The organism is Sulfurifustis variabilis (assembly GCF_002355415.1).
Classification (GTDB): Bacteria; Pseudomonadota; Gammaproteobacteria; order Acidiferrobacterales; family Sulfurifustaceae; genus Sulfurifustis; species Sulfurifustis variabilis.
In genome coordinates this window covers 1,551,664-1,568,299 of record NZ_AP014936.1, presented here as the reverse complement: position 1 = coordinate 1,568,299, position 16,636 = coordinate 1,551,664, and the positions used below count along the sequence as shown (strand labels likewise).

13 protein-coding genes are annotated in these 16,636 nt (G+C 68.7%); all 13 read right to left on the bottom strand.

Annotated features, from left to right (window positions below):
- Positions 1-9: 9 nt before the first annotated feature.
- Positions 10-1,152 carry a glycosyltransferase family 4 protein gene (locus SVA_RS07535; RefSeq protein ID WP_096460649.1) on the bottom strand — a complete coding sequence of 381 codons (1,143 nt, stop codon included), beginning with the start codon at positions 1,150-1,152 and terminating at the stop codon, positions 10-12.
- Positions 1,153-1,163: 11 nt separating this feature from the next.
- The gene (locus SVA_RS07530) at positions 1,164-2,417 is read right to left on the bottom strand and encodes an O-antigen ligase family protein (protein WP_096460648.1); all 1,254 of its coding nucleotides are present in this window, start codon (positions 2,415-2,417) and stop codon (positions 1,164-1,166) included.
- A 54-nt stretch (positions 2,418-2,471) separates the two neighbouring features.
- Positions 2,472-3,767, bottom strand: coding sequence for a glycosyltransferase family 4 protein (locus tag SVA_RS07525; protein ID WP_096460647.1), 1,296 nt, complete (start codon positions 3,765-3,767; stop codon positions 2,472-2,474).
- 31 nt (positions 3,768-3,798) lie between these two features.
- Positions 3,799-4,791, bottom strand: a complete 993-nt coding sequence (locus SVA_RS07520) for a glycosyltransferase family 2 protein (RefSeq protein WP_169924013.1) — start codon at positions 4,789-4,791, stop codon at positions 3,799-3,801.
- Entirely contained in the window at positions 4,788-5,759 is a 972-nt protein-coding gene (locus tag SVA_RS07515) for a glycosyltransferase family 2 protein (RefSeq protein ID WP_197703419.1), read from the bottom strand. Before SVA_RS07515 ends, SVA_RS07520 begins: the two co-directional genes overlap by 4 nt.
- Positions 5,756-6,625, bottom strand: a complete 870-nt coding sequence (locus tag SVA_RS07510) for a glycosyltransferase family 2 protein (RefSeq protein WP_096460645.1) — start codon at positions 6,623-6,625, stop codon at positions 5,756-5,758. Before SVA_RS07510 ends, SVA_RS07515 begins: the two co-directional genes overlap by 4 nt.
- Positions 6,626-6,635: 10 nt before the next feature.
- Entirely contained in the window at positions 6,636-7,595 is a 960-nt protein-coding gene (locus SVA_RS07505) for a glycosyltransferase family 2 protein (protein ID WP_096460644.1), read from the bottom strand.
- 2 nt (positions 7,596-7,597) lie between these two features.
- Positions 7,598-9,607: an asparagine synthase (glutamine-hydrolyzing) gene (gene asnB, locus SVA_RS19775; protein ID WP_269456939.1), complete on the bottom strand. Its 2,010-nt coding sequence runs from the start codon at positions 9,605-9,607 to the stop codon at positions 7,598-7,600.
- Positions 9,608-9,624: 17 nt separating this feature from the next.
- Positions 9,625-10,752: a hypothetical protein gene (locus tag SVA_RS19770; protein WP_169924011.1), complete on the bottom strand. Its 1,128-nt coding sequence runs from the start codon at positions 10,750-10,752 to the stop codon at positions 9,625-9,627.
- Complete coding sequence (locus SVA_RS07495) at positions 10,749-11,819, bottom strand: hypothetical protein (protein ID WP_096460642.1); 1,071 nt, start codon at positions 11,817-11,819, stop codon at positions 10,749-10,751. The genes SVA_RS19770 and SVA_RS07495 overlap by 4 nt, the downstream gene beginning before the upstream one ends.
- The gene (locus SVA_RS07490; RefSeq protein WP_096460641.1) at positions 11,810-13,360 is read right to left on the bottom strand and encodes a hypothetical protein; all 1,551 of its coding nucleotides are present in this window, start codon (positions 13,358-13,360) and stop codon (positions 11,810-11,812) included. Before SVA_RS07490 ends, SVA_RS07495 begins: the two co-directional genes overlap by 10 nt.
- A 162-nt stretch (positions 13,361-13,522) precedes the next feature.
- Positions 13,523-15,349, bottom strand: a complete 1,827-nt coding sequence (gene asnB / locus SVA_RS07485; RefSeq protein WP_096460640.1) for an asparagine synthase (glutamine-hydrolyzing) — start codon at positions 15,347-15,349, stop codon at positions 13,523-13,525.
- Positions 15,350-15,402: 53 nt separating this feature from the next.
- On the bottom strand, positions 15,403-16,635 hold the full coding sequence (locus tag SVA_RS07480) for a glycosyltransferase (RefSeq protein WP_169924010.1): 1,233 nt from the start codon (positions 16,633-16,635) through the stop codon (positions 15,403-15,405).
- Between the last annotated feature and the right edge of the window lies 1 nt (position 16,636).

The window sequence follows — 16,636 nt, the reverse complement described above, 5'->3', positions numbered from 1 at the left end:
CCGGCCCCGTCAGCCGCTCGGCGCGCGCGCCATGCGGTCGCCGGTTTCCAGTCTTTCGTACACCTCCGCAAAGCGTTCGGCGAGCCGGTCCAGGCTGAACGCCTCCGCCGCCCACATCGCGCATTCGCGCGACATCGCCTGCAGGGCCGGAGCGCTGGCCGAGAGCTCCCGCACGGCGGCGGCGATCTGTTCCGCATCCCGCGGCGCGACCAGTCTGCCGTGCACGCCGTCGCGGACCACGTCCGGTATCCCGGCGACGCGCGTCGCGATGACCGGCGTGCCGGCGGCCAGGCTCTCCAGCACGGTATACGGCAGCCCCTCGCGGTGGTACGTGGGGAAGACGAAGGCGTCGGCCTCGCGGAGGAAATCGATCTTCGCCGCGCCGTAGACCGGCCCCGTCAGCTGCACGCAGTCGTCCAATCGCTTCTTCCGGATCGCCCGTTCGATCTCCTCCGCGGCGGGGCCGGATCCGGCGATGCGCAGCTCGACGTCGCGGAACCGCGGATCCGCGCGCAGCAGTTCGACGGCGTCGATGGCCTCGAAGATTCCCTTCGCGCGGATGAGTCGCCCGATGTAGGCCAGGCGGCGCAGACGCCCGCTGTGCACGCGCGTCGCCCCCCGGTAGGGGGATATGTCGATGCCGTTCGGAATGACGAAGGGCTGTACGCCGATGGCGTGCTCGCCGAAGTCCCGTTCCTCCTTCGACGCGAGCAGCACGATCGCGTCGGGGATGCTCAGCGCGAGTCGCACGAGCGGACGCATGACGGCGAAGCGACAGAGATCGGGAAGCGAACCCCCGTGCATCTGCACGACGACCTTGCGGCCCAGCGCCCTGCACACCAGGGCGTACACGGCATCGCGCCAGAGCGCCTTGTGGTCGAGCACGCTGTTCAGGTGAACGATCTCGGCGCCCGACCTCGAGATCGCCCTCCCCAGAGCGAAGGGGCTGACCAGGAGACGCAGCGCCCTGGCCACGCGCGTTTCGTCGGTCGCCGGGCTTTCGCGGCCCCGACTGCCGGTCTCGAAGTGGATCAGCTCGTACCTTTCGACGAGCCCCGATGCGAGAAGGCTCCGGATATGGGTCGGGCCGCCGCCCAGGGCCGACGTGGCGGGACCGCAGAGAAGTACTTTCGTTTTGTTGAGGTGTTCCATCGATCTTCAGCTCATCTCCGGGCGATGGCAGCCGTCCCGAGCTCCGTCCGGCGCCCGCGTTCGCCTCCGGCCTCCTGCGCCGCCGGCCGGGCACTGCCGACGGGCACCTCGATGAAGGCGAGCAGGATGTAGTAGAGCTGCGAGACCTGAATGCGCCAGGCATAGCTGTTGCTGACGGCCATCATGACGTTCACCGCCGCGAACAACGCCAGGAAGAAATAGCGTTCCGACGCCGGCAGGCGGAGAATCGCACGCAGAATCGCGAGCTGCAGCCCCAGGAACAGCAACACCCCGATCAGCCCCGTCTGTGTCAGCAGGCCGAGCCAATCGTTGTGCCCGAGGAGTTGCTCGCCGTCCGCGAATCCCGCCCCGGTGCCCAGTCCCAGCAGCTTCTGGTCCACCGGCAGCCCCGCATAGATCTCGAGGTCGTTGAGCCAGAATCGCGGCCGGCCGGAACCGAGATCGAGGACGTCCACCTCGGCGCCGGGACGGCTCACCTCGAACTCCGGGAACATCGCGGCGAACCAGTAAGGCAGCGTCGCAACGACGAGCAGCGCAGCCGCCGCCGTCCCGAGCAGAAACAGGCGCCTCCGCGCGAAGAAGGTGTAGAGCGCGAGAAACACGACGAGACCCAGCACGGCGGAGCGCACCTGGCTCATGAAGAGGCAGAACAGGGCTACGGCGCCCAACGCGACGAGCAACGCGTTCGCGCCGAGGCGCCACCGTTCGTCCCGGGCGTCCCGCAACGAGACATACAGCACCATCGCCATCAGGAAGAGCGTCATGCTGTGCCCGAGATTGTGGGAGTGGGTGTAGACGCCCTTCCAGCGGGTCACCTCCGTCCAGTAATTCACCATGTCGACCGCGGTCGGGTGCTTCGCCACGATCAGCGCCGCGCTGACCAGGGTCGGAATGGCGAACCCGACGAGAATCCAGAGGACCACCCGCCGGTACGAGGCCCGGTCCGGCACGATGTTCTTGACCACGGTGTAACTCAGGACCGGGAGCACGAGCTTCAACAGCTCGCTGAAACGGGCTTCCTCGTAATAACTGACCCAACCCGCGAGCGCCCAGAACGCGAAGGCGACCGCGAACAGGTCGATGGCGGTGAAACGCACGGTCTGCTGGACGGCCGCCCGGATCAGCACGCCACCGAGGAGCAGGACGAAGAGGCCGACGCCCAGGATCGCGAACACCGGCTCCGCGTACTCCATCGACGCGAGCGGACGCGTCAGCCCCACCAGCTTCAGCAACAGCAGTTCCACCGTTCAGCCCCGTCTATCGTCGTTTTTCAGGCGGCGTCGATCGCTTGCCTGCGTCTACTCGCGCAACACGCGGGATCGTCGATCGGGCGGCGCGGCGATCGAAGCGCGTCCGTTCCGCCGGCGTTCCACGATATTCCTCAACAGCCTGTTCAGGTCACCGATCCATTTCGCGCGGTTGAACTCGCTCCGCACGGATTCGCGGGCCGCCGCGCCGATCTCGGACCGTCTTCGCCCGTCGGTCAGCAGCCCGAGCACCTCTTCGGCGAATCGATGCACGTCCTCTTCCGGCACGAGTATGCCGGTGGCGCCGTCCCGGACGATCTCGGGGGTCCCTCCGCTATGGAACGCGACCAGCGGCCGCCCGTGCTTCATCGCTTCGAAAATCGCCAGGGCGCACGGTTCTCCCGTGGAAGTGAGCATGCACACGTCGGCCAGTGCGTAATACCGGTCGACATCGTCGACGTGTCCCGGCGCCGCGATCCTGGACCCGAGGCCGCAACGCCTTGCTTCCTCCAGCACCCACGGGCGCATCGCCCCTTCTCCGAGGAATACGAACGCAACGTCCTCCCTGCGGTTCAGCACCTCCCTGCAGACACGCATGGCGAGGTCGTAACGCTTGTTCGGCCGGAAGGCCGACACCATCAGCACCACCTTTGCGCCGGGCGGTATGCCGAGCGCGCCTCGCATGCGCGCCGCCTCCTCGGGCGAAGCCGCCCTCTTCTCCTCGGGGTGCACGGCGTTCTTGAAGACGTGAACGGCGGCGCCCGCCGGCAGGGTCCGGCCGATGAACCCGGACACCGCGAGGAAATCGTCGACGAAGGCACCGTAGAACAGCCGTTTGAATCGTACGAAACGCGTACCGAGCGAATGCCAGTGCTCGTTCCAGATGGTCACCTTGCCCCAGAGACGACCGAAGAACGCGGCCCAGAACCGCTCGTAACCGAAGTGCGTGTAGACCGCGTCGATGCGATGACGCCGGAACACGTCGCGGAACAACCGGTAGTTCCGGACGACGTTGTACCGCGAGATGTTTCCCACGACGTACGGCACGCCGTGCTCCCGGAGCCGGGGCACCCAGACCGGCTCCGCCAGCTTTTCGCGGAGCGCCGGCCGGGCGAAACGGTTGCCGCGGCAACGGATATCCGGCACCAGCCACAGGTAACGCACGTCCTTGCGGGCGGCGGCGCACAGCTCGACATACTGACGCTCGATTTCCGAGTAGGTGTCGCAAACGAATCCGGGCACGAAGAGTATCCGGCACGGTTCCCGCTCCACGTCGCGCGCGCCCGGTCCGGCGCCGTCCTGTCGCGTCAGTCGTTCTTCCCGCCGAAGTTCCGTCTGGATCGTCATGTCGCATCCGCCGCTTGCCGGGTCGCGCGTGTCATGCCTTGTCCGCGTTCACGGGGCCGGGCACCCGGCCCCTCCAAACCAGATACTTCCAGAATCGGCGGACGACGAAGCGCCGCGTCTTGTCCGCGAGCACCGTCGCCACGGGGAGCACGCCGCAACGACGGATCGCATAGCGCACGCAGCTCAGCCGGTCGGCCCGCGTGGCGATGTACGAGAGCAGATTGTCCGCCACGTGGTACTCGTACCAGCGCTCGCCGAAGAACTCCCGATGCTTGCGCAGCACCGCCATACGCCGCTCCAGTTCCGTCACCGAAGTGGTCTTCGCCTCGTTCGTCATGCGCACATGGCTGCCCTCGTTGTAAATGAGCAGCGGTTCGGGCAGCCAGCCGATGGAGTAGCGCTTTCCGATGCGGATGAACGCGTCCCAGTCCTCGCCCTGGCGCAGCGACTCGTCGAACATGACGTCCCGGAGCACGGACGTCTTGGCCAGGAGGCTCGAGGGATTGAAGCTGCCTTTCCGGAGATCGTCGAGACTGATCTCCGGCCTGCGATGGATCCGCAGCGGATAACCGTCCGCGACTCCGGTCGCGAGAACGGCATCGTACCGGCCGATCACCTGCAATTGACGTTCCAGCTTGTCCTCGCGCCACTCGTCGTCGTCGTCGATGAAGGCCACGTACTCTCCCCGGGCCGCGCGGATGCCGGTGTTCCTGGCGGCGGGCAGGCCCCGGTTCCGCTCGTGCCGCACGTAACGGATCCGCGGATCCTGCAGGGACGACACGACCGTGGCCGTCGCGTCGGTGGAGCCGTCGTCGACCACGACGATCTCGAACCTTGCGTGCGTTTGCCGCAGCACGCTCGCGATCGCCTTCGGCAGCAACGCGGCCCTGTTGTACGTGGGAATGACGACCGTCACCAAGGCGTCCGCCCGACCCGCGCCGGCATGGCCCGATACGCCGCCTGCCGTCGCGTCGCCCGGTTGCGTGCCCTCTCCCGGCGCGGGCTCGGTTCTGGAGTCGGTCACGGCTGCAATGCCTTGGGTATCCGCCATCCCGTCGCCCCGCGCGCGGTGACCCGCCGAATCCGCTCTCGAAGCCGCATCATCAGGATGCGCACGACGTTGAGCCATCCGTGACTGCGCGCCGCGTGGACCAGCACCCCCGCCCTGTCCTTCCGACGCCCGAAGTCGTAAAGCAACGCCTCGCACATGCGCCGATGGAACCATTTTTCGCCGAAAAGAGGCCGGTGCTTCTCGATCACGCGCAGCTGGTGCGCCATCTCGCGCACGGATACGCGCGACAGGCGGTTGGTGATTCGATCGTGAACGCCGGCGTCATAGCGCAGGAGAGGCTTGTCCAGGTACGCGATCTCCCGCTTGAGCGCGATCCGGATGAACAGGTCCCAGTCCTGCCCGCGCGCCAGTTCCTCGTCGAAGAGCGTCTCCCGGATCAGTCCGGCTTTCGCCATGAGGACCCCGGTGCCCCCCCATGGCCCGTGTCGAAGCTCGTTCAACGTCAATCGGCCGCCGCGCGGCCGGGGTGTGATCGCACCGCGGCTGTCCGTCGACGCGCACACCACGGCATCGAACCGGTCGAGCCAGCGCAGCTGCTCTTCGACTTTTTGGGGCAGCCACTCGTCGTCGTCGTCGAGAAATGCAATCACCTCGCCGGCGGCCGCGCGAATGCCGGTGTTGCGGGCGGCGGCGCCGCCGCGGTTGCTCCCGTGGCGCAGATAGCGGATGCGCGGATCCGCGAACGACCCGACCGCGTCCGCGGTCCGGTCGGTGGAAGCGTCGTCGACGACCAGAATCTCCAGGTTCGTGTAGGTCTGCGCCAGAACGCTCCGCAAGGCGTTCGCCACGCGCCCGGCGCGATTGAAGGTCGGGATGACCACGCTCACGAGGGGCGCGGCCGCCTCCCGGGGTTCTCCCGAGTCCGCCCCACGCCCCGCGGATACGTCGCGTCCGTCCCACATCGCCGTTTCCGTTTTCATCCGATCACTTCCGCGAACCGCCGCTGTGCGCGCTGGACCCGGCTCTTGAGCACGTATCGCATCCAGCTCGAGTAGTAATAAGTCAGTCCCGAGGCGCTGAAATGCCAGCGTTCGCCCGGCCGGTGGCAATGAAGATGTCGGGAGGACCGCATCTTCGTCCGCCAATCCGTCGAGTCGACCTGGGCCGCGAACTTGGCGTGCCCGTACCGCAGCCGCAGACGCTTCTCGATCTGCTCCGGGTCCCGGTACTGGAAATGCCGGTTGAGGATCTTTCGGCGCGCGATCCGGCCGACGCGCACGGGTCCTTCCTGCCCGTCCTCGCCACGGGGCGCCGGCAGCTTGCGGCGCAGATAGGCGTCTTCCCAGGTCCCTTCGCGGCGGTTCCGGAACAGCCGCGGTTCCTGCCAGTCGATGCGATAGTGCCTACGCCGCTCGAATATCGGCCGGTCGCGCGTGTCCTCGCCGGCGAGCCAGGCCGCATGGTCCTTCTCGGTGTAGTAGAACTGTATCTGCCACGCGTTGATCACCTCGGCCGGCTCACGCGACGCCTCCGCGATCACGGGCCGCGGGTCCTCGGCCAGAAACTCGTCGCCGTCCAGGATCAGCCACCAGTCGTCGTCCGAAAGACGGCCGTGGTATTCCTCGTAGGGGGGCCAGCGCAACGCGTCGTCGTACGGTTCGAGCGTGCGCGCGAACGCGACGATCCGTGGGTCCCGCGCCGCCAGATCCCGGACGATGTCCCAGGTTCCGTCCGTGCTCCCGTTGTCGATCACGAAGATGCCGTCGCAGTACCTCGCCGCGTGGGCGAGCGTTTGACCGATCACGTCGTCCTCGTTCTTCACCAGGCAGATGGCGTACAGCTTCATCGAGCTCCCCTCATCCCGCCGCCGCCCAGCGCGGCTGCCCCTTCAGTCGGCGCTTCAGGTCTCGCGCGACGCGATACAGGGCCGTCGCCGAAAGCACCACCCGCAACGGCGGCAGGTGCCGATAACCGAACAGGCGGTAGACGAGCAGATAGGCCTCGAGGCGGGCAAGCGGCGCGCGGATCGCGTTCGCCCGGCTGTAGCTGACCGTGGCGAAGAATCGACCGCCCTTCACGCGGATGGCCTCGCGTCGTTCGGGGGCGGCGTCGCACATGAGGCGCAACAGATCGATCGCGTCCTCGGCCCACTCCCGGACCTTCGCCGAGTACGTGAACTGTCCCGGATGGCTGCGCGTCGTCGCCTTGATCGCCTCGACATCCGCCCGTCCCGACGCCCTGGCCACCCGGACCTGCGCCATGACGTCCTGGAACAGGCAGTGCCGCGACCGCAGACCCCCGCTGGCCCGGAGCGCGCGCGTGCTGAAGAGCGTGTTGCACAGGTAGAGCGAGGTTCGCCCCTCGAACCAGGCGAGGAAGAGGTCTCCGATCGGGAGGCCCGCGGCCTCGTTCGGACACTCGCCGATCACGATGCCGTTTCCGTCGATCGTGCGCAGACCGGTCCGGATCAGGCCGATTCCGGAGCGACCGCCGACGGCATCGAGGCATGTCGCCACGAAGTCGCGGTCCACCTGCTCGTCGTCCAGCAGCAGGAGGAGGTACTCTCCCCGCGCCTGGGCGATGCAGAAATTGAAGTTGTCGTTGGGCCGGATCGCCACGTCGTGGCGCAGGTAGCGCACGCGCGGGTCGCGCAGACGGGAGACCAGCTCCGCGGTGCCGTCGGTCGACGCGTTGTCCGCGACGAGGATGTCGAGCCGCGCGTACGTCTGTTCCACGGCGCACCGCAGCGCATCGCGCAGGTAGCTGTCCGCGCGGTTATGGGTCGGGATGGCGATGGTGACGAGCGGCATTTCCATGGCTATACCGCCTTCGCCGCCGGCCCGGACGGCCGGCGGAGGAACGCCGGCTTGAAGGGCAGCGCCGCGCCCGCGCTTCCGTGCGAGGCCGCGCGTTCGATCCGGTCGAACAGGTCCATGTTGCCGTTGAAAAAATACTCGTACCACAGAAGAAAGCTCAGCGCCCTCCAGTCGTTGCGCAGCACGTCCTTCTTCCCGAAATCCACGTAGGGATTGCTCGCCTCGGCGAGGATGAGGTCGATGATGGGACGATACGACTCGAAGAAGGACTCGTACGGAAACGGGAACCCCATCTTCGCCCTTCGCCAGACGACGTCATGGGGCAGGTGGGATTCCATCGCTTTGCGAAGAATCCACTTGTGCCAGCCGTCCCGTATCAGGTACGTCACCGGCAGGCGCAGGGCGACCTCCACCATCCGATAGTCGAGGAACGGGCACCGGCCCTCGAACGGAACCCCCATCAGCGTCTTGTCCCCCGACATCAGCCAATACGGGATCAGCGTGTTGGTGATGTCGGCGCGCAGCGACCGGGTGAGCGAGCCGCTTTCGTGCAGGCGCGCCGGAAACGGCACGTCGACCAGATAATCCCGGTCTCCGGCCAGCAGGCGCCGCGTACTCCGGGCGGCGCGCCGCAGGCCGCTCGCCCGAACGATCTCCCGCAGGAACTGCGGAACGAAGGCGTGGCTCTCCGACCAGCGCAGCGCGTTTCTGCCGAAATGGCCCCAGCGGCCCAGCGCGAGGTTCTCGAGCTGGGCTTTCCAGAAATAGCGCGAGTAGCCCGCGAAGAGCTCGTCGCCCGACGACCCCGTCAGCGTCACTTTGGTGCCGTCCGCGCGCATGTGCGACCAGATGACCTGGCTCGTCTGGAGATTCGGCGAGTGGTACGGCTCCTCCTGGAGGGCCGTGAACGCCCCGATGCCGCGCCAGAAGGTGTCGAGCGGCGGATCGATGACCCGGTAATCGGTGCCGAATCGTCGGCCCACGGCACGCGCGAACGGCTCCTCGTTCCAGCCGGGATCGCGGAAACGCACGGTATAGGTGGTGACCGCGCCTTTGCCGGCGCCGGCCGCGAGCGCCACGACCGTCGAGGAATCCAGCCCGCCGCTCAGCTCGAAACCGATCGGCACGTCCGCCCGCATCCGGATGCGCACCGCGTCCTCGAGCGTCTCCCGGACCCAGCGTGCGGCGTCGTCGATACCCAGCTCCGACTCGCGCAGCCGCCCGGCCGGTATGTCCCAGAACGTGCGGATGCCGCCGGGAAAGTCCGTGCCCACGACCACCCAGGAGGCCGGCTTCAGGTTATGGATGCCGTCGAACAGGGTCGTCTGGTCGAGATCGCGCATGCCGTCGACGCACCAGTGCCACAAGGCTTCGCGGTTGACGGACTTGGTACGCGCGATCTCGGGCGCCTGCAGAAGCGACTTGATCTCGGAGGCGAAGTACACCCGCCCGCCGCGACGCGTCCAGTAGAGCGGGCGCTTGCCGAGCCGGTCCCGGCTGAGGATCAGGCGCCTCTTCCGGAAATCGTAAAGCGCGAGCGCCCAGAAGCCGTTGAACCGCGAGAAGCAGTCGGTGCCCCAGAGCCGGTACGCCTCGACCAGCACCTCGGTGTCCGACTGGCTGCGCAGCCGCACGCCCTGACGCCCGAGCTCCTCGCGCAGCTCGACGTAGTTGTAGATCTCGCCGTTGTAGACCACGCAGCAGGAACCGTCGTTGGAGAAGAACGGCTGGTGGCCGGCGGTCGACAGATCGATGATCGAGAAGCGCCTGTGCGCGAGCCCGATGTTCGCCGTGGCGTTCTCGATGTGGCGATCGAACAGCGGCATCGTGGCGCGCACCGCGGGCGGGCTGTCCGGCCCGGCGAACGCCTGGCTCTTCCCGGCCCTGCTGTCGATGAGCACGTATCCCTCGTCGTCCGGACCGCGATGGCGGATCGCGTCCGTCATCGCCTGGATCAGGCTCCGGCTGATCGGATGTCCGCTCAAATCAATGCATCCCGCGATTCCACACATATCTCTTCCCTCGCGCCCTAGGCTGCCGGCGCCAGGCCTTTCCATTCGACCGCCCCGCCGTCCTCCAGCTCGTAGAGAAACGGACGGCCGAGCTCGGGGGGCAACAGCTCGCGGTCGGGTTCCCCCGGTTCGCCGGAACGCGCCCCGCCCACGAGCGCGCTCGCCTGCATCTTCCCGTGCGCGCCCAGGGATACGAACGGGTGCCCCGCCAGGAATGCGCGCAACGGTTCGCTCGCCCTCCGCACGGTGAGCAGCAGACCGCGATCGCTGTGATCCACGAGCCGCATTCCCCACTTGCGCTTGAAGCGCAGGACGCCGTCCGTGAGGAACGGGCGTGACGCGCCGACGTGCAGCCGCGTGTACCCGTTTCCGGCCAGGTGCTGGATCTCGGCCTGGTACAGCGCCGCGATGACCCCGGCCCGCACGAGTTCCCGGGCGCCGCTTTTCACGCCGAGGCACCAGGCGCGGACACGTTCCGGTTCGTACAGGACGATCTGCCCGGCGAGACGCTCGCCGTCCCGCATGATCCAAAAGAGCTCGCTCTGCGGCAGCCGCGCTTCGACCTCCTCCCAGGAAGAAAGACAGGCGCACGCGCCGAAGGTGCTCCGGATATACGGCTCGTAGAACTCGCAGTAGAAACGATAGATTTCGCTGGGCGCGCGCGTCGTGTGCACGCGGTGGGGCAGCTTGCGCAGCCGCCGGAGGTCCGCCTGCAGCCGGCCGCTCGTCTTCTTGAGACGCTCCGCCTCCGCGAATTCGATCTCGCCCCCCACCCAGTTCGGTATCCAGAAGGCGCCGCCGGGCAGCGCTCCCGGCGCGGGCATCGCCGACTCGTGCACGAGGAGATCGCAGCGGCGCCCGAGCAGTCGCGTGCCGGGCACGAGCGCGCCGCGGGGCAGGATCGTGCGGCCCCAGGCGTCCCGATACTTCTCGTACACGAGGCCGGAGAGGTAATGGCGCGTCACGGGTTCGCCCACGAACAGCATGGACAGCGGCTTGCCGGTCCGCGCCTCCGGCGCCTCGATGCGCCAGACGTCGGCCAGGTGCCGCCCGCGCAACACCCGAAGTCCGCGCACCCCGCGGCGCAGAAGGTCGTAACGCTTGAGCTCGGCCCGGAGCCGAGCCAGACGCCAGTCCGGTTTCATGCGTCTTCGGTCCGGGTGCCGGGGTCGCCGGCCACCGCCTGGGTGGTGAGGGGAAGCGGGTTGCCGGGCGCATAGAGATCGATCGCGGCGAGACCCGGAAGCATGTATTCCCTGAAGAGCGTGGCGGGCTCGACACCGCCGCCCGCCCATACCGCGGCCCGCAACTCGCCGCTGCGCCGGTAGATAAACGGGTTGTGCTGGAGGAAAGCGCAGGCGCCCGGCGTGAGCCGTCGCACCGTGAGCTGCAGGTGCTCCGCCGAGGCGCGGATCAACCGCGCGCCCCACTTCCGCTTGAACCGCAGTACGCCGTCGCTCAGGAACGCCCGGGTGGAGCCGATCTGGACGCGCTCGTGTCCGCGTGTCCTGAGCTCGGGAATCTTGAAGCAGTAGAGGGCGCTCAGAACCCCGGTCCTGACGAGCGCCGGATCGCCGTCCCTGACGCCGAGCACCCACGAGATGATCTCCGTACCGTCCCGGACCAGCACGCCGCCGGCGATCGCCTGCCCGTCCCGCTTCACGAGCATCAGCTCGGCGCGCGGTATCGCCTGCAGGAAGGCGGGCCAGGACACCAACACCGCACCTTCCCCGAACCGCGACCGCCCGTAGGGCAGGTACATCCGCCAGTAGAAGTCCGCGAGCGCGCCGGCGTCGCGCGTCCACTCGCACGTCAGTCCCTGGCGGCGCAGGCGTTCGAGGTCCCGACCGATGTTGCGGCTTTCGCGCATGCGCGCCATCGCCTGCTCGAGGACGATCTCGCCGTACACCCAGCTGGGCACCTCGAAGCACGCAGGGCGACGGCGTGCGGCCTCGCCGTCGAATACCGTGATCATATGATTCGCGCGCGCCGACAGGACCTCCCGCAGCATCTTGCCTCGCCACGCGAGGCCCAACGCGCGCTCGCGGTGACGGCGAAACGCGAGCCCCGCGAGGTAATTCTTGCTCTCGAGCTGCGCGGCGACGCATATCGACAGGGGCAGGCCCGTCGCCTTCTCCTCGCCCTCGAGCAGCCAGCCGCCGATCCGGCGACGGGCGCACGCGGCTCGCAGATCCCGCAGGCTCAGTGCCATAGCGCCCCCAGCCGGCCGCGCATCTCCCATCCGATTCGCTTGCGCCAGACGCCGAACAGGTGACGCGCGTGATCCTTGGGCTTTCCGGGGTTGATGGGCTCCGAGAGGACATCGGGCCACATCGTCTCCGCGATCCGCCGGAACAGCGTATGTCGCGGCGCCCTCCGGTGTCGCTCCTCGACGCCGAGCAGTTCCGAGAGCACGGCCCGGCAGTTGTACGGGGTGAAGATGTCGCGCCAGGCGATGTCGAACTCGAGCTGGGTGGAGGCCAGCCAGCTACCGTGTCCCTGCTCCCACTCGAAGAGATCGAGGACCGGCACGTAGTCGCGGCAGCGCGCGTCTTCCAGCCATTCGCCGAAGTGCCGGATCGCGAGCGGATGCTCCCCCATCTGCTGGAGTCGCGCGAGGTCGCGTGCCGAAGGCCGGCGCCACCGGGCGAACGCGTACACGTCGCGGAACGAACACCGCGCCACCTCGGCGCCGCTTCCCGTGATGACCGTTTTCCGCCGCCCGAAGCGGCGCAGTATGGCTTCGGCGTCCGGGCCGTAATGATCGTGCGCGAGGAAGACGCTGCGCTTGTACACCCAGCTGAATACGGGCGACATGCTCGCGCGGGCGCGGACGATCTCCCCGGGCAGCCCCAGGCGGTTCAACAACCGGGCGGGCACCACCACGTCCGGATGGTCGTCCGCCATGCGGGCCTGACGCACCGTCACGTAACTGATGCGATGGCTGACCTCCCGGCTCGCCGCCAGCACCACCCGGCTGTCGATGCCGGCGGTCAGCGCGAGGGCGAGGTCGTAACGGTGCGCGGCCGCCTTGACCAGGCCGGTCAGGAGCCGCGTGACGTTAGCGATGGCGCAGGCGATCGGGGGGCGTCGCATCGGAACCGTCGGCCAGAATCGCCTGACTTTGCCCGAGTGCAGGTCGAGCACGTGGTTCGGCTGGAGTCGCCGCAGCTCCTGCAGCGGCGACGCCGCCGCGGGCCAGCGGTACTCCGCGAAGGAGCGGAACTCGAACGAGTCGATGAACTCGAGCGCCTCGCGGGCCGGCGTGAGATTGAGCACCTCGAGCGCGAGCCCGGGTTGCGACATGACCCAGAGCCCCGTCGTGACGCGAGGATCGGTGTAGAACGCCTGCCGCAGACCCAGCGCGTCGTGAAACAGGTGCCGCGCGTCCCCCGCCTGCGCGATCAGGACCCAGCGCCCGCCCAGCTGCGCGGTCGCGGCAATCAGGCTGTCGATGGAGGCGTAGCGCTCGAGCAGATGCAGGAGGATGTCGGTATCGTCCGCGGTCGGCAGGTCGGGATCCAGCGCGAAGCCCACGAGCGTCAGCGACCGGTCGCCTTGCGACACGGTATGCACGGGAAGCTGCGGGTGCACGGTCAGCGCGAGACCGTCGCCGAGCGCGTATCGCTCCCACGAGGGGAGCGACTGCGGCAGCTCCGGCCCCAGCAGGAATTGACCCGCAAACAGCGTGGAAGCGGAGTCTCCGAACGGGACTTCGTGCCTGACTTCCCGGTCTATGGCGTGCGTCATCATTCTGCCGATTGACTGTTGTTCTCGCCGGCCCCCGGCTTTCCCGCCGGGTCTCCGGAGTATGCCCCCGCCCCGCCGCACCCGGTATTGCCGAAACTACTGAGTAGCGAAGCCCTTGCGTTCGGCGACCGCTTCGACGCGATTGCGGACGCTCCTCGCGCGTTGTCATGCGCGCGCACGGCTCTCCAGCCACAGCCCCAGCGTCAGGAGGTTCCACCGTTGCTGGGAAGTCCGTCCGGCGTCGACCGCAATGCCCGGCAGGAGCCGCGAGAGCGCCGAGTCCGGCCTGCACACCCGCCGCTCCAATGCGGCCACGTCGGGTCGTTCGAGCCAGCGTTCGTGCGGTCCGGCGAATCCCTGCTTGCCGCGCGCGGCGAGCGCGGGCGGCCAGAGATCCGCGAACGCGCGCTTGAACGCGATCTTGGTCTTCCGGCCGCTCACCTTGAGCGCCGCCGGCAGACGGAGCGCGAGCTCGACGACGTCGCGGTCGAGAAACGGCGCGCGCGTCTCGAGGCCGTGCGCCATCGCCGCGCGATCGACCTTGACCAGGATGTCTCCCGGGAGGAAGGCCGCGAGGTCGAAGTAGAGCGCCGCATCGAAACCGAGGTTGCGGCCGTCCTGGCGGTAATAGGCTCGCGGCAGCCAGTCCTCCGTGGCCGGCGCTTCGCCGGCCCACAGCGCACGGCGCTCCGCGTCGCCGAAGACCAGGCGGTAGCGCACGTATCGCTGCCACGTGTCCGCCGTACGGGCCGCGAGACCGAGCGCCCGCGAATACAGCACGAGCGCGGCGACGCGGTCGCCGATCATTCGGCTCGCCGAGCGCAACACGAGCCACGCGAGGAGCGAGCCGGGCACGGCCGCCGCGGCCGCGATCAGGGGGTACCATGCGTACCCGCCGAAAAGCTCGTCCGCACCGTCGCCGGTGAGCACGACCTTGACGCGCCGGCGGGCGAACTCGGCGATGAGAAACGTCGGGATGTGCGACGCGTCCATGAACGGCTCGTCGTACACCCTTGCCATTCGCTCGAGCAACGCGCCGACGTCCGGCGCGCCGAGATCGACCTCGTGATGCTCCGTCCCGTACTGCTTGGCGACGGCGCGCGCGTAGGGCCGCTCGTCGATCCATCGGCCGAAGCCGACGGAGAACGTCTGCACCGGCCTCGTCGAATGCTGGCCCATGAGCGCCACGATCGTGCTCGAGTCGTGCCCGCCGCTGAGGAACGCGCCGACGGGCACGTCCGCGGTCATCTGCCGCCGCACCGCGACATCGACGCGCGCGCGCAGCGCCTCGGCCGCTTCGCCGATATCCATCGGCTCCGGCGCGAGGCCCGGCCGCCAGTAGCGCACCACCCGCGCGCGCCCGTCCCGCCAGGTCATCCAGTGGCCCGGCGGGAGCGTCCGGATCTCGGTGTAGATCGTGCGGTGAGGCGGCACGTAGCCGAGGGCGAGGAACGCGTCCACCGCCGACCGGTCGAGCCGCGGCGTCAGCGCCCCGGACGCCAGAAGCGATTTGATCTCCGACGCGAACAGCAGCGTTCCCTCCGGCGTCTGCCCGTAGTACAGGGGCTTCTCGCCGAAGAGGTCGCGCGACGCAAAGAGCGCGCGCTCCCGTGCGTCCCATATCGCGAACGCCCACATGCCGCGCAACCGGTCGAGGCACGCCTCGCCCCATTGCGCGTAGGCGGCGAGGATCACCTCCGTGTCCGAGCGCGTCGCGAAGCGATGCCCGAGACGAATCAGCTCGTCGCGCAGCTCGGCATGGTTGTAGATTTCGCCGTTGAACGTGATCCAGTAGCGGCCTGCGTAGGTCATCGGCTGCGCGCCGCCGGCCAGGTCGAGGATGCTCAACCGCGCATGGCCCAGGTGGCAGCCGTCCAGGCGCGCGATGCCGTCGGCATCGGGCCCGCGATGCGCGAGCGCCGCCACCATGGCCTCGATTCCGGGGTGCGCAGGGGTCAGTTCCCTGCCGACGATTGCCGCGATGCCGCACATGATGCCGTTCCTTCGATGCGTCCTTGCGTTCCCGACAGGGCAGGCGCTCGTTGTCAGGGCGTCGCGCTGGCCGGGGCGCCGGCGCTCGCCGCGACGCCCCGTCGCGCATGGCGCTCACGGGCGAGGCGATAGAGGTTTTCGAGCTCCTCGTTCAGCCGACGCCGGTCGAACACGGCTTCGACCTTCGCGCGGCCGGACCGCCCCATCTCGCCCCACCGCTCCGGGTGTCGCGCGAGGAAAGCGAGCCGGTCGGCCAGCGAGGCGACGTCCCGCTCCGCCACCAGGTAACCGGAAACCCCGTCCTCCACGAGCTCCGGAATGCCGCCGTGGCGAGTGGCCACCACCGGCATGCCGCTCGCCATGGCCTCCTTCAGCACGTTCGGAATGCCCTCCTGGTCGCCGTCTTTCGCGGTCACGCTGGGCGCGAGCAGCACATGAGCGTCTTCGAGGCGGGCTCTCACCTCCGGGTGCGACCGTTCGCCGAGGAGCGTGATGCGATCGCGCAGGGCCAGGCGATCGATCAGCTCCTCGATGCGCGGCCGTTCCCCGCCGCTCCCGATCACCTCGTAGCGCACGTCGACGCCGTCCTCCGCCAGGCGCGCGACGGCCCGGACGGCGTCGTCGATCCCCTTCTTCGGGACGAGTCGCGCGACGGAGAGCACCCGCAGCGGCTCGTCCGCGCGTCGCGTGCGCTCGCGACAGGGAAACGATGCGCAGTCGATCCCCGAGTGGTGGACCTCCACGCGCGACGGATCGGCGCCGTGCGCGATGAGCGCTCGCTGCAACGCGCCACTCACCGGGAGCGCGAGCTCGCCCTCGCGAAAGACTTCCCGGTACCGGTTTGGCCGTCGGCGCAGAAGCTGGGTCGCGTCGTAGCCGCGAAACGACGTCACGATCGCGCCTTCCCACAGGCCGAGCTGACGCAGGCGCACGGCGATATGACCGAGCGGGCCGAATTGCGCGTGGATCACGTCGTAGCGTTGCCGCCCGCGGCGGGCCAGCGCCGCCGATCGATACAGCAGCCCGAGGCCGAGCGCGTCCCGTCCGAAGCGCGCGACGTCGAGCGACCCTCGCACGCATGCCGCGTCGGCTCCCCTCGCTGCCCGCCATGCGCCTCCGGCGCGGGCCAGCCAGCCTGCCGGTGCCCGCAGGTGGTACACGCGCGCGTCCTCCTGCCAGCGGCCGATGCGCTCGTCGACCACGCGAGCCGTGTCACCGCCGACGTCGAGCGCGTAGATCTCGACGTGATGGCCGCGCTCCATCATCCCGAAGATCTGTTCGCGCACG

Excerpts from the sequence above, each read along its gene's own strand:
- SVA_RS07515 (WP_197703419.1), bottom strand. The coding sequence starts at position 5,759 with ATGAAAACGGAAACGGCGATGTGGGACGGACGCGACGTATCCGCGGGG.
- SVA_RS07510 (WP_096460645.1), bottom strand. The coding sequence starts at position 6,625 with ATGAAGCTGTACGCCATCTGCCTGGTGAAGAACGAGGACGACGTGATC.
- SVA_RS07535 (WP_096460649.1), bottom strand. The coding sequence starts at position 1,152 with ATGGAACACCTCAACAAAACGAAAGTACTTCTCTGCGGTCCCGCCACG.
- SVA_RS07490 (WP_096460641.1), bottom strand. The coding sequence starts at position 13,360 with ATGATGACGCACGCCATAGACCGGGAAGTCAGGCACGAAGTCCCGTTC.
- SVA_RS19770 (WP_169924011.1), bottom strand. The coding sequence starts at position 10,752 with ATGAAACCGGACTGGCGTCTGGCTCGGCTCCGGGCCGAGCTCAAGCGT.
- asnB (WP_096460640.1), bottom strand. The coding sequence starts at position 15,349 with ATGTGCGGCATCGCGGCAATCGTCGGCAGGGAACTGACCCCTGCGCAC.
- SVA_RS07495 (WP_096460642.1), bottom strand. The coding sequence starts at position 11,819 with ATGGCACTGAGCCTGCGGGATCTGCGAGCCGCGTGCGCCCGTCGCCGG.
- asnB (WP_269456939.1), bottom strand. The coding sequence starts at position 9,607 with ATGTGTGGAATCGCGGGATGCATTGATTTGAGCGGACATCCGATCAGC.
- SVA_RS07525 (WP_096460647.1), bottom strand. The coding sequence starts at position 3,767 with ATGACGATCCAGACGGAACTTCGGCGGGAAGAACGACTGACGCGACAG.
- SVA_RS07505 (WP_096460644.1), bottom strand. The coding sequence starts at position 7,595 with ATGGAAATGCCGCTCGTCACCATCGCCATCCCGACCCATAACCGCGCG.